The following is a 13,069-nucleotide window of genomic DNA, read 5'->3' as shown; positions in this document are numbered from 1 at the left end:
GTCCTGACAGTTTGTTTTTTAGTCCTGAGTTAACCATTCTAATCAACAAGAATGAATTAACCATTGTGGGTACATCGCCTGATCAAATTTTAGCTGAAATATTGAACACTCAAGTCTCCTCTGAACGAAAAACCGGAGATTTCACCATCGATAGTTCACATGATGAGGAAAGCTATAAAGCTATTTTCAAAAAAATCCAAGGGCATATTTTAGAAGGAGATATTTATGAATTGAATTATTGCATGGATTTTCATGGTACTGTTTCTCATACAGAACCTATAAATCTATTTCTAGACCTATGTGAAAATTCCCCCATGCCTTTTAGTGCTTTGTTCAAGGCAGCAAATCTGTATCTTTGTTGTGCTTCCCCTGAAAGGTTTTTAAAGAAACAGGGTCAGACATTGCTTACACAACCCATAAAAGGCACCATCAAACGTGGGAAAACCCAACAGGAAGATGAGGACTTAAAAAAGCAGCTGGCTGAAAGTGAAAAAGAACAAGCAGAGAATTTGATGATTGTGGATTTGATGAGAAATGATCTTGCAAGGATAGCCCAAACAGGAAGTGTTAAGGTAGAAGAATTGTTTGGTATTTATTCATTTAAGCAAATTTCTCAGATGATTTCCTCAGTCATTTGCCGATTACCTCCTTCGATTGGTTTTGAGGAAATAGTTTCCCAAACCTTTCCTATGGGAAGTATGACTGGAGCCCCCAAGGTCAAATGTATGGAACTTATAGAAACTTACGAAAAATTCAAAAGATCCTGGTTTTCAGGAAGTATAGGTTATATAGACAGCAATGGGGATTTCGATTTTTGTGTAATTATTAGAAGTTTAATTATAGACCGAACAAAAAATTCCTTTTATTTTGGCGTGGGAAGTGCCATTACAATTGATGCTGATGCGAAAGCAGAATACCAAGAATGCCTGCTAAAGGCAGCTTCCTTAATTAAAACCTTAGAAAACTTTTATTCAAATTTCAATAACCCAAATTAAATGTCATCATTAAAAAGTATCCTAAAAAACATCATCGACAAAAACCCCAATGAGTCTGAATTTCACCAAGCAGTACAAGAAGTTTTTGAAAGTATTCTCCCGGTACTGAATGCCCATGATTTATATGTGGATGAAAAGCTTTTTGAACGTATTTGTGAAGCGGAAAGAATTATTTCCTTCCGTGTTTGCTGGACAGATGACAACGGAAAAGTTCAGGTCAATAAAGGATATCGAATACAAATGAATAGTGCTTTGGGACCCTATAAAGGTGGCTTGCGCTTTCATCCAAGCGTCAACCAAAGCATTCTAAAATTTTTAGCCTTCGAACAAATATTTAAAAATGCTTTGACCGGTTTACCTCTTGGCGCCGGGAAAGGAGGAGCTGATTTTAACCCTAAAGGAAAATCTGATGGCGAAGTCATGCGGTTTTGCCAAGCTTGGATGATGGAAGCCTACCGACATATAGGGCATTTCACAGATGTTCCTGCCGGAGATATTGGGGTTGGGGAAAGAGAAATAGGATACCTCTTTGGGACCTATAAAAAAATTCAAAATGAATTTCAGGGAGTCCTAACAGGAAAAGGAAAAGACTGGGGCGGTTCATTTTTAAGACCGGAAGCTACTGGCTATGGACTAATTCACTTTGCCCATTTTATGCTCACAGAGATCGATGAGCATTTAAATGACAAAGTATGTTTGGTTTCGGGGGCAGGAAATGTTTCTCAATTTGCTATTGAAAAGCTGCTACAAGAAGGGGCTAAAGTGGTTGCTTTTTCCGATTCAACGGGCTTTATTCATGACCCGGAAGGAATGACTGAAGAAAAATTAGATTTCTTGAAAACAGTGAAAAATGGCCAGAGAAAAAGCATTTCAGCTTTTGCGGAAAAATTTGAATCTGCCAAATTCACAACAGCCGGCAATGAAAACATTTGGTCCATTCCTGCCGATTGTGCCTTCCCATGTGCTACACAAAATGAATTGCACGAAGCAGATGCTAAACTTCTCAAACAAAATGGACTACTCTTGTTGGCGGAAGGAGCTAATATGCCTTGCACACCGGAAGCCATCAACTATTTACAACAAACCAATGTACTGTATGGGCCCGGAAAAGCGAGTAATGCAGGAGGGGTGGCCGTTTCTGGACTTGAAATGACGCAAAACAGAATGGGAAGTTACTGGACAAAAAATGATTTGGAGAAGCAACTAAGAACAATCATGAAAGGTATCCATGAAAAATGTTTGGAAACCATTAGCAAACATAATTTAGAAAAACAAGATTATCTTAACGCAGCCAACATAGGTGCTTTTGAAAAGGTGGCCAAAGCCATGCATGCCCAAGGAACAGTATAAGATCAACTATGGAAAACTACCGGAAAATCATACATGTAGACATGGATGCATTTTTCGCATCGGTAGAACAATTAGACCATCCTGAATTTAGGAACAAACCACTCGCTGTGGGTGGAAATAAAGAAAGAGGGGTGGTAGCTGCTGCCAGTTATGAAGCCAGAAAATTCGGTGTTCGCTCAGCCATGTCTTCAAAATTGGCAGCAATTAAATGTCCCAACCTAATCTTTGTAAAACCTAGGTTCGAAAGGTACAAAGAAATCTCTATGGAAATCAGGAAGATTTTCCTGACTTATACAGATCTTGTGGAGCCTCTTTCATTGGATGAGGCCTTTCTGGATGTGACCACCAATTTTTTGGAACTCCCCTCAGCCACTTTAATAGCCAAGGATATCCGTAAAAAAATCAAGGAACAGACGGGGTTGAATGCATCTGCAGGTATTTCATACAATAAATTTCTTGCCAAAATAGCCTCAGATTTAAACAAACCTAATGGGCAGGCTGTAATCACTCCGGGAGAAGCTGAAGCATTTTTAGAAAAATTACCCATCGAGAAATTTTATGGTATCGGCAAAGTAATGGCTAAAAAGATGAATGGATTTGGAATTTATAACGGTTATGACCTAAAACAATATTCCTTACCCTTTTTGACAGGCAGATTTGGTAAATCGGGTCTTCATTTTTACAAAATAGTCAGAGGGATCCATGAGAGCGAAGTTAAACCCAATAGAATCAGAAAGTCGATTGGTATGGAAAGGACCTTCGACAAAGATTTATCAGCCATGCAGGCAATTGAAGCAAGCCTAAAAGAAAATATTTTACCGGAGTTTTTTCGAAGGCTGGAAAAAAACCAAGCTATTGGCAGAACAATAACTATCAAAATTAAATACAATGATTTTAGCCTACATACCCGTAGCAAAACACAAATAGCATCAATCCCCAAAGAAAGCATGGAAGAAATAGCTTTAGATCTTCTGCATCAAGAACCGTTAAACCTCCCCATTCGGTTACTAGGGGTAAGTCTCTCTAATCTTATTTATGATGACCATGACAAGCCCCCCGGAGAACAATTAAAGCTGGACTATTAAAGGATATTGATTGGATTTTTTGTTTTCAACCTATACGTTTTTTTATAAATACCCTGCCTATATCTGCTCAAGTCTCGCTCATCTTTCATTCCTCTTATGTATTAGGAATTGTGGTAATTATTGTCATCAAAAAGTCTCAGGCTGATAAAGTATTTTAATATAGGGTTGCTATGGAGCAATACAAAACCACAAGGAAACGACAGATTTTAAAGTGATTTCAGTAAGCAAAAGAAGGCTTATTTCAGATTGAATTGTAATTTCAGAATCTAGAAAAATTCAATTTTCTTTATTTGAGCCATTGCGGCATAAGAATTGCAATTCTATCCTTGGATACTGCACAGGAAGATTAAATACTTATTGATACCTAATTATTCGCTAGGCCTATCACTGCTCCTGTGCAAATTGCTTACCATTATAAAGATAAAACCATGACTACAGAAAAAGAATATTTGCAATTTGGATTAAAATATGGGATACCATTGGCTATAATAAGCGCAACTTTGACCATGAAAAAATCCAGTGGAATTGGGAAACTACTTACTTTCTCGGTTGTAACTCCGGCCATGCTGGCTTATTTATACAGCCTAAAAAAACAAGAGAAAAGACAATCGAGGCACCCTAAAAAGGGTAGCCTATGGCAAAGTTAAAAACCAAGTTGCTATTCCTCCAATCACTGTCTTGCAATTTAAATTCAGAAGCCCATCGCTCTCCTTCGGGCAAGGAGGGGCTTCTAAGCGGGGTGGCTAAATCAAATCTGATCACAAAAAATTCTATATCTACCCTGAGCCCAATGCCAGCCCCTACTGCTAATTCTTTGAACCAATCCTTTCCGAACTTACCTCCGGGCAATGCTTCATTTTCATTTACCAACCAAACATTCCCTACATCTACAAAAGTGGCTCCTTTAAGGTAGGAGAAAATTGGAAATCTAAATTCTAAATTTCCCTCTAACCTTATATCTCCCGCCTGGTCAAAATAATTGGCTGTGGTTTCAGATTCAGGTGTGAAAGATCCCGGTCCCAAAGACCTAATTCTAAAGGCCCTGATACTATTAGGTCCGCCGGAAAAAAACTGTTTGGCAAAAGGAAGGGATACGGAATTGCCATAAGGTAGACCTACCCCCAAACAATCGTACAGCAAGCAATTTTTCCTCTGTAAACCTCCAATAGTACCTAAAATCGATATCTCCTTTGTTGTATTGGGCATAATTAAAACCCAAGAATTTGTTTTGGTCGTTATTGTTAAAAATGTTGTTCACCAACCTCAGCCCTCCCCCAGCAAGGTCTAAATTGGCACCAAAATAAATACTATGTTCCCTGTACTTATCCATTAGCTTGTTATAAGCAAAATTATAAGTAATCCCAGCAATGAATTGATGTTCAAAGCTTTGTCTTAAAAATGGGTTATTTTCCAAAATTTCTTCAAACTCACTAGAAGTATTAGAAATATCTACAAAATTAAGTGAGATAGGAGTAATCTCATGGTAAACAAAGCGATTGGCATTCCAAAAGTAACCATAAGTAGCCGACACAGTATTTAATTTATAATACCCTCTCCTATCTTGATACTCTGTCCCAAGGCTAATTTTTGTTTTAGGAACGGAATAAGCGAACCTTTCTTTTATCGCAATGGGAAACACCACCCTCGGAAAGATCAAATCCCCTTTAAGACCAATCTCAAAGGCACTTAAACTTTCTCTATCACCTGAGGCAATTTGACTTTCATAGCCAACCTCTGCGGTAAGATCAAATGTTTCTCCTCCTTTAAATAAATTTCTATTTCTATAATTGAGCAATAAAGTTGGGCCGGCAAAATTATTGGATTTGGATACACCTTGTAATTCTGCCCTAATGGAACGTTTGTCCAATGGGGTAAGGTAAATATTTGCATCCAATTTACCGGTTCCTCCACTTAGGCTTGTATCCGTTTCTATATATCTCAGGTTTACAAATCGAAAATTCCCAATACCAGTCAACCTACTACTAGTCAATCGGGTATTTTTTGCATTATATAGGCTATCCTTTTCTATCAATATATATTGATCCAGTAGGTCCGGTCTAAAGGTCATTTCATTTTGGATGACCATCACATTGTCCACCAATGTGGTGTCGGTTTCTTCACCATATTTATCCGAGGAATAATTAGGATAAACACGAATATTTTGAATCTCATACGGTACAATTCCTTTCTCAGGTGCGTTTTGTTTGAGCCTTAAAAAGAGGTCAAACCTTTTGTCTTCATATTGGTTGGTATCCGCTTCAAAAATTAAAAATCGGGATTAAAATTATAAAACCCCTTGTTTTTCAGGGCATCATTCAACCTAACCCTTTCATTTTTCATCATTTCCAGAGAAAAGTAATCTCCTTCTGCTATTTCTGTTTTATCAAGCAAATCCCTAATGCTGCGATCTATTGCAGAGCTATCCTTTTCATATTGGTAGGTAGCCAGTTGATAGGGTTGGGCCAAATCTACCGAATAGTTAACCAGTGCTTTTTTAGGCCCCGCTTCTACATCTGCACTCACATTAGAAAAAAGAAGCCGTTGTTGTCTAATCGGTTTAAAATTAAATCTTGTGTTTTTTCGGTCTCCACATCGCTTAAATAAACAGGATCCTCACCCAATTTTTTATAAATAAATCGATTGATAAAGCCCGGCTTTTCTTGTTGCATCTTATAATAACTCCACAATCCTATCCGCATGCCCAAAATTTTGCTGTTGGGCTTAGGCTCAAGTAAACCTTCCAACTCCGTGTTGATTGCCTTAAAACCTTTGACAGAAAAATCCCTATTAATTTCCAAAGTAGCTCCTGTATAAAGCTTTTCATCTTCAGGGATAAATTTAGAAACGCCACAGCCTACCAAAAACCACACGGGAATCAGTAAAGCCATTGATTTCAATGACTTAAATCTGGGTAATCTGGGTAAACTATAGCATTTATTATTTCTCATCGCTCTCCTCTTCTGCTTGATTTTCTTGTTCCTTTCTTCTAGAATCTATTCCTCTCCAGAGGTCTTCGAACTTATTGAATTCTCTATTGAAAATTAGAGAAAGTCCTGTAACTACTAATTGTCCATCTATAAAGCTTTCGAATTGATTTTTTCTAAAACCTCTCGCCCGGTACCGGCCATTTTCGGTAATTAAATATTCTACAGATACATTTCCTAATAAGGAATTGCCGGCACTCGTCGAAGAGCTTCCCTCAATGTCAATTTGACTACCTACCTGAACAATAAGTCTATCATCTAAGAATCGTTTGCTCGCATTCACATTGAGCTGCGTCCTGGATTGTGGAGAATCTCCTTGATAGTCTTCAAAGCTATCTAAACCCACATCCAATTCTAAGCCTGTATCACCCACCAAATTATTTGTAAAGGTGTTCAGTTGGCCCGAAAGCAACTGGCTAACACTGGATCTGGCCATGGCTGTGGTTCCTCCACTGCCAGAGCTATCTCCACTAGGAAAGAAAGAATTTAAAACCAACAATGAAAAGACTTGGCGATTTAACTCCCCTTCTTGATTGTTCAATTGCTTAACTTGAGCATATACCGCCCCACCCAATGCTCCTCTTTCGTCTTCAGGCATATCCATTGTAAAAGAAATCTGAGGTTGGAGCAGCTGACCATCGATATTAAGATAAACGATAAAAGTAAACTCCTGCCTGTATTTAGACATAGTTTCCCGGGAACCTCCTGACGCAGTAGCTGTCATCAAGTCAGAGGCGGAGGTCTTTACGCTATAAATTGCAGTGATATCCATATTGGCGTCCATGGGATCCCCTGCCCAGCTTATGGTACTTCCCTGTTGGATTTCAAACCGCTTGCTTACCAAATTGTACAAACTCAATTCATAATGACCTTTCGATAATTCGTAAATTCCGGTTAAGGTAACTCTGCCATTTGGATCCATATTCAATTGGAGATCTGCTGCCCCTTCCACCATTAAATTATCCCCCGACCTTTCATCTATCACAAGGTTAAAAACTGCTTCCGAAGACACATTTAATAACATGTCTACTTTGTATCCTGTGAAACCTGAATTACTTGTTTCTTCTAGTCTTTTAGTAAGGATATCTTCAGGATTTTCTCGGTTGACAAAAGTGACTACCCCTTGCCTTTCTACCACATCCAATTGACTTTCTGGAATTACAACACTTAAGTTTGTCCCCTTATCTACAGAGATTTCAGCGTCAATTATGGGTAAGTTTAAATCTCCTTTTATGGTTACATCTGCTCCAATTAATGCATCTCCGTAAAACAAGTCATTGTCTTCTTGGGTAGAGTTTAGTACTTTGAAATTATCTGCCGTTAAAGAGAGATCAAATTGAGGGTTGGTAAAATCATTTTCAGTAATAATATCACCATCCAAAACAAAGTTATTGTCCTGATCATCTTTTATGGTCAACTGGTCCAAATAAACGCCTTGGTTATCCACCCTTATCTCATCCTTGTCAATCGCAAATCGAGCATTTAAGGTAGCCACAGTAAATTCACTTTCATTAAAGGCTATATTTCCAGAGTAAATAGGTTCTGACGAACTCCCTTCTACTTTAAATTTACCTGAAACATATCCATTTCCATCGCTTAAAGCTCCGGCTGTAAGTCCATCCAGCATATCCAGTTCGAATTTATTCAAGTCTAGGGCCAAGTTGAGCTTGGCTCCTAGTGGATCCGCTACAAACCCTCCTGTCAGATCAAGGTCCACACCTTTATCTTTGATCATCAACTTAAAATCATAATTTTTTTGATCATCTCCGGAAGCTTCTAAAGTCAAGTTTCCCAAGGGTACCTTGAGCAGGGCCATATCTTGAACGGTTAAGTCAGCTTGCAAACCGGTGGCCCCAAAGGGATTTTCAACTTTTACAGCCCCATTGACTATACCTGCAGCTAAAATTTCCTCAGGATTTAGCAAACTGGTGAAGGTTCTTAACCTGAAATCATTGAAGGTTAGATCAAATGAATTATCACCCGGTTCATTTTCAAATGACACAAGTTGCTTTTCTCTTGAAAATTCAAAATCTTTAAATAACACTTCTTTCTCCGCAATTGTAAAAGCGTTGTTTTCCGCTACTTCCCATTTCAATTTATTAAAAATCAGGCGTTCGGGATTAATATGTAAGCGCAAAGAATCCTTACCAAAACCCAAATCAAAGTCAATATTTGCTAAAACATCCTCATCATGTAAGGCATTAAAATTGACATATAATTGATTTTCCAATACTTCCCCGGAAAAATAAGTCGGTCCAATGGCCAAACGCCCATAAGTCAAGGCCATCACTTCAAAATCAAAATCAAAATTGGAAGAATCACTTAGTACATTTAAGTCTAAACTATCCAAAATAGCGCCGGAATAGGAAAGGTATGGAAAGTTAATGCGCCCATCCAATTTCGATTTCCTTTCATCGAAAGTCATTTTAATCGACCCTTCTTCCATTTCATCTAAACCCGGTAATATCACGCGTTGTAATAATAGGGTAGAAGGAATGGTAAAGTCCATGGCCAAATTGACCGGCCTAGAAACCTCATTATAAGAAAGAGAGGCACTGTCTAGAAAATACCCGTTAAAATGTCTTGACACGCCTTCATAGGTCTCTCCCGGGCTTACATTGGACTGTAAAAATCCGTTTAGCACATTACTTTGTATCGAAAAGTCTGTAGAATCAGGCAATACACGCAGTGCTAGATCCATCCCTCCTATTGGATAAGCTTGATCATCTAGAACAATAGTACCATTTGTTAAGCGTGATTGAAGGTCAAAATTTTCCGGGGTACCATCAAAAGCTGCATGTAAAGAAAATTGGGTTCTTAATTTTTTAGCACTAAAATTGAGTCCATACAAGTCTGCTCCGTTCAGTTCCAAATCCATTTCTACCTTGTATTTGGAGGGTGTCAAAGACAAATTGGCTAATAATTCCATATCAAGCATCTCATCTTTATGAATTACTTTGAATTGGCCTACTCCATCATCAATCTCACTGCTCAATTCCAAACCCTCATAATTGTGTCCATTGTAAACCAAATTAATCAGCTTACTCTCCATGCTGAGGTCTAGACTGTCAAGCGAACCCACCTTGCCTTGAGCAGCCAGTTCCATGTCTAGCTTTCCATAGGTAAGCGTATCATCCATTATTTTCCCAAGTGGTACCGAGGATATAATCGCATTTAGGTCAAAATTATAGGCTCCTTGCTCCGTGAACAGTTCTGCGTCCAAAGCTACTGTAGCTTTGTATGCATTTAGCATAGCTTCTACATTAAAATCATCAATCGAACCTGATGAGGAGATGGAAAGGTCTAAGTTTTTGGGAAACTTGATACCCAGACTATCTTCAGGTGTAAAATGGTTCAAGTCTGTCGCAGTGGATACAAAGTTAAACTTTTCCAAATCCCAAGATACCTGATCAAAATCCAATGGATCAGAAAGGGTTCCTTTAAGTTGGATACGCGTATTCTCTCCCCCATTTGGCGGCCATCTTATTCAAGCTTATTTTGTCCAAATTCCCTTCAGCAAATAAGGAGGCCTGAAAGCTTTTCCTTTCAAAAGTCTTGAGATAGGTATTATTTTTTAGTGAAGGTGAAAAGTAATAAGCATCTTGTACCCCTACCTTTATATTTTGAATGGCCAATGCCATGGTTGCAGTTTCAGGACTATCCATAACAGCAACCAGACTTGGGAAATTGAGGTCCAAATCCCCTTCCAAACCACTATGCCCTGTATAAACAGATAACTCATTTATTCGCAAAGAAGAATCGTTTAAAGAAAATTGCGCTTTAAGATTTTTAAGTTCAAAACCGGAACGTTCTGTAAAGTCAAATTTTACTAAAGAGAAACCCGCTTTTTCAGGCCTATAATAGAGATTATTAGCCTGAAAATTAAAATCCTCTACACCAATATCCTCGGGATTAAATTCACCGGTTTGACCATCCCCTCCTTTTGTCCAGTAATTCATTTGATTATTGGATAAATCAATAGATGAAAGCTCCACCTCCCATTCCGGCCAGACAAATGGGGTAACGGTATCTTCATTTTCATCAATTTTATTTTCCTCCACAATTGGTTCACTTTGGTAATCAATGCGTGAATCCTGAAGAGTCAATCGCTTAATCAAGACCCGTTGCTTATCAAGATTGGCTTCTGGCATTTCAAGTAAAAAGTCACCTAAATTGGCCTGAACTTTCATTCCATCGGGCAACGAATGATAGTCGGCCTTAATGTTTTTTAAAGATAGTTTATCCAAAACTAGCAGCGGCATAGGCATTTCACTTTCAGAGGAATCTTCACTAGCAGGCAAAGGTTTGAATTGTTGGTAAGAAAGGGCTGAATTTTCCCATAGTATTTCAGTGACATTAAACTCCATTCTATTCAGGTCCATGCCATTAATAGCCAGGGATAGTTTACCGAGATTAAGCGAACCGGCTAAACCCATTAATTTATCAGTATATTGTAGGTTCCAATCTTCTAAATATACAGGACCAATATTAACTTCCGGGTAACTGTTTTCAGTCGCAGGCAAGGTATCAACTGCTGTAGTATCAGCATTACTATCTTCGCTTACAAAAGCATCCATCAGGTAATCAAAATTAAAGGTGCCGGTACTATCTCTTTCAATATTGGCTTTAAGTCCCTCCCATTCTAATCTGGAAACATTGATTTTATTGTTTGAAAGGTATGGTAACAACTCGATTCCTGTTTCAAGTTTATGACTATACACAAGCGTATCTCCATTTGGTTCTTCCAAATACAACCCTTCTACATAAAGATTACCACGAAATGTCAGGTATAATTTATCAATGCTTATTTTGCTGTTGGTTTTTTCAGATAGGTACTTGGTAGCTTTGCTTACGATGATGTCTTGACCAAAAGGGCTGCGAACAAATAAAAGTATAAAGAGCACGAATAGACCTAGACCAAGCAGAATCCATCCTACAATTTTAAAAATCTTTTTACCTAAGTTCTGTGCCAATGTTGTGTATTTAACCTAAAAAAGGAGTGGACGAACGATCCACTCCTGAAATAAAAATCAATATTCCGTTCACCGGTAATATAAATATCAATTATTATACCAAATCTTTAATGTGAGCCTGAAGATGCACTCATTACAGCATTTAAATCTACACCTAAGCCTTTGGCTACCCTTGCTCCAAATTCTTCATCCATTCTGAACCAGTGACAAAGCTGTCGGTTTATAATTAGATCTCTTTTCGGCCCTGAAACACCACTCATTGCCCCTATTGTATTTTTTATGGTATTGTCTTGCTCTTCTTTACTCATAACATCTCTAAACAAAGCCCTAGGCTGGGAATAATGATCGTTACCTCCTAATTTACTATTTCTATCGTACCAATCAGCAATATTTTCCTCAAGTTGTTCTGAAGGTTCCTGATAAGTTTTGTCCACCTCAACCTCATCAAAACTATTTGGCCAGTAATTGGGCTTCCTTCCACCGTTGCCATTCACACTCATCACACCATCTCTTTGGTAATTGTTTACGGCATACGGACATCTATTCACAGGAATTTGTTCATAATTACCTCCTAATCTGTACCTGTGGGCGTCAGGGTAAGATAGTAATCTTCCTTGAAGCATCTTATCCGGGCTGTAACCTAGACCGTCTACCAGATGGGCAGGAGCAAAAGCTGATTGCTCTACATCTTGAAAATAATTATCCGGGTTTTGATTTAACTCCAATACACCTACATCGATTAAAGGAAATTCCGAATGTGGCCACACCTTGGTCAAGTCAAAAGGATTAAAATCAACCTTTTTAGCTTGTTCAGGTGTCATTACCTGAATCTTCATGTTCCATTTTGGGAAGTCTCCTTTATCAATGGATTCCACAAGGTCTCTTTGTGAGAAATCCAAATCTTTGGCTTTCATCTGAGCCGCCTCTTCATCCGTAAAGTTCTTGATTCCTTGGGCAGTTTTAAAGTGATACTTTACATATGTTTTTTCATTCTTTGCATTGATCATTGAAAAAGTATGTGAACCATAGCCATTCATATGTCTATAACCTACGGGAGTCCCACGATCACTCATTAAAATTAAAACTTGATGCAAGGATTCTGGAGTCAAAGACCAATAATCCCACATCATGGTAGGCGATTTGCAATTGGTATAGGGATCTCTTTTTTGGGTATGAATAAAATCTGAAAACTTTTTAGGGTCTTTTATGAAAAAAACCGGAGTATTGTTTCCCACAAGATCCCAATTGCCATCCTCGGTATAAAATTTTACTGCAAATCCCCTTGGATCTCTTTCCGTATCCGGAGATCCCTTTTCTCCTCCAACTGTAGAGAACCTAAGAAATACTTTGGTCTTTTTACCTATTTTATTGAAAACTTTTGCCTTGGTATAGGCTGATATATCATTGGTTACAGTAAAGGTTCCAAATGCACCCGAACCTTTGGCATGAACTACTCTTTCCGGAATTCTCTCCCTATTAAAGTGAGCCATCTTCTCGTGGAGTATATAATCTTCTAATAGAATCGGTCCCCTGGGACCAACTGTTTTTGAATTTTCGTTTTCGACATAGATTCTACCTGAAGCTGTCGTAAGTTTGTTGTGCTTGTTTTCTTCTGCCATGATGCAAATCTTTTATTAATGGTCTACGTTATTGATTCGATGAAATAAAGGTAGGTAGAATTA

11 protein-coding genes are annotated in these 13,069 nt (G+C 38.3%); 4 read left to right on the top strand and 7 right to left on the bottom strand.

From position 1 onward, the window contains the following. Window positions 1-11: 11 nt before the first annotated feature. From WG932_RS28910 to WG932_RS28895, 4 genes are all read left to right on the top strand, one after another. The gene (locus WG932_RS28910; RefSeq protein WP_483086205.1) at window positions 12-995 is read left to right on the top strand and encodes an anthranilate synthase component I family protein; all 984 of its coding nucleotides are present in this window, start codon (window positions 12-14) and stop codon (window positions 993-995) included. After that, on the top strand, window positions 996-2,345 hold the full coding sequence (gene gdhA, locus WG932_RS28905; protein WP_149393890.1) for an NADP-specific glutamate dehydrogenase: 1,350 nt from the start codon (window positions 996-998) through the stop codon (window positions 2,343-2,345). It begins immediately after the preceding gene. 8 nt (window positions 2,346-2,353) lie between these two features. Then, entirely contained in the window at window positions 2,354-3,430 is a 1,077-nt protein-coding gene (gene dinB / locus WG932_RS28900; RefSeq protein ID WP_483086204.1) for a DNA polymerase IV, read from the top strand. Window positions 3,431-3,858: 428 nt separating this feature from the next. Further along, window positions 3,859-4,077, top strand: coding sequence for a hypothetical protein (locus WG932_RS28895; RefSeq protein ID WP_483086203.1), 219 nt, complete (start codon window positions 3,859-3,861; stop codon window positions 4,075-4,077). Here WG932_RS28895 and WG932_RS28890 read toward each other — a convergent pair. From WG932_RS28890 to WG932_RS28860, 7 genes are all read right to left on the bottom strand, one after another. Continuing rightward, complete coding sequence (locus tag WG932_RS28890) at window positions 4,049-4,555, bottom strand: BamA/TamA family outer membrane protein (protein ID WP_483086202.1); 507 nt, start codon at window positions 4,553-4,555, stop codon at window positions 4,049-4,051. The genes WG932_RS28895 and WG932_RS28890 overlap by 29 nt on opposite strands. Then, window positions 4,482-5,531 carry a BamA/TamA family outer membrane protein gene (locus WG932_RS28885; RefSeq protein ID WP_483086201.1) on the bottom strand — a complete coding sequence of 350 codons (1,050 nt, stop codon included), beginning with the start codon at window positions 5,529-5,531 and terminating at the stop codon, window positions 4,482-4,484. Before WG932_RS28885 ends, WG932_RS28890 begins: the two co-directional genes overlap by 74 nt. Window positions 5,532-5,695: 164 nt before the next feature. Continuing rightward, on the bottom strand, window positions 5,696-5,953 hold the full coding sequence (locus WG932_RS28880) for a POTRA domain-containing protein (RefSeq protein ID WP_483086200.1): 258 nt from the start codon (window positions 5,951-5,953) through the stop codon (window positions 5,696-5,698). Beyond that, window positions 5,950-6,318 (bottom strand): hypothetical protein, encoded by a 369-nt coding sequence (locus WG932_RS28875; protein ID WP_483086199.1) that lies wholly within the window; start codon window positions 6,316-6,318, stop codon window positions 5,950-5,952. Before WG932_RS28875 ends, WG932_RS28880 begins: the two co-directional genes overlap by 4 nt. Before the next feature lie 49 nt (window positions 6,319-6,367). Beyond that, a complete protein-coding gene (locus WG932_RS28870) occupies window positions 6,368-9,835 on the bottom strand; it encodes a translocation/assembly module TamB domain-containing protein (protein WP_483086198.1) in 3,468 nt (1,155 codons plus the stop codon). A gap of 19 nt (window positions 9,836-9,854) precedes the next feature. After that, window positions 9,855-11,387 (bottom strand): AsmA family protein, encoded by a 1,533-nt coding sequence (locus tag WG932_RS28865; RefSeq protein WP_483086197.1) that lies wholly within the window; start codon window positions 11,385-11,387, stop codon window positions 9,855-9,857. 107 nt (window positions 11,388-11,494) lie between these two features. Next, on the bottom strand, window positions 11,495-13,006 hold the full coding sequence (locus WG932_RS28860) for a catalase (RefSeq protein ID WP_149393886.1): 1,512 nt from the start codon (window positions 13,004-13,006) through the stop codon (window positions 11,495-11,497). Window positions 13,007-13,069: the final 63 nt, after the last annotated feature.

It is taken from the genome of Cyclobacterium sp. SOCE241 (genome assembly GCF_056867545.1).
Note: the sequence above shows the minus strand (reverse complement) of the source record. Positions and strands in the feature narration are given on the sequence as shown.

What these genes read in the sequence shown, in the direction of transcription:
- gdhA (WP_149393890.1), top strand. Translation starts at nt 996, where the DNA reads ATGTCATCATTAAAAAGTATCCTAAAAAACATCATCGACAAAAACCCC.
- dinB (WP_483086204.1), top strand. Translation starts at nt 2,354, where the DNA reads ATGGAAAACTACCGGAAAATCATACATGTAGACATGGATGCATTTTTC.
- WG932_RS28895 (WP_483086203.1), top strand. Translation starts at nt 3,859, where the DNA reads ATGACTACAGAAAAAGAATATTTGCAATTTGGATTAAAATATGGGATA.
- WG932_RS28860 (WP_149393886.1), bottom strand. Translation starts at nt 13,006, where the DNA reads ATGGCAGAAGAAAACAAGCACAACAAACTTACGACAGCTTCAGGTAGA.
- WG932_RS28875 (WP_483086199.1), bottom strand. Translation starts at nt 6,318, where the DNA reads ATGGCTTTACTGATTCCCGTGTGGTTTTTGGTAGGCTGTGGCGTTTCT.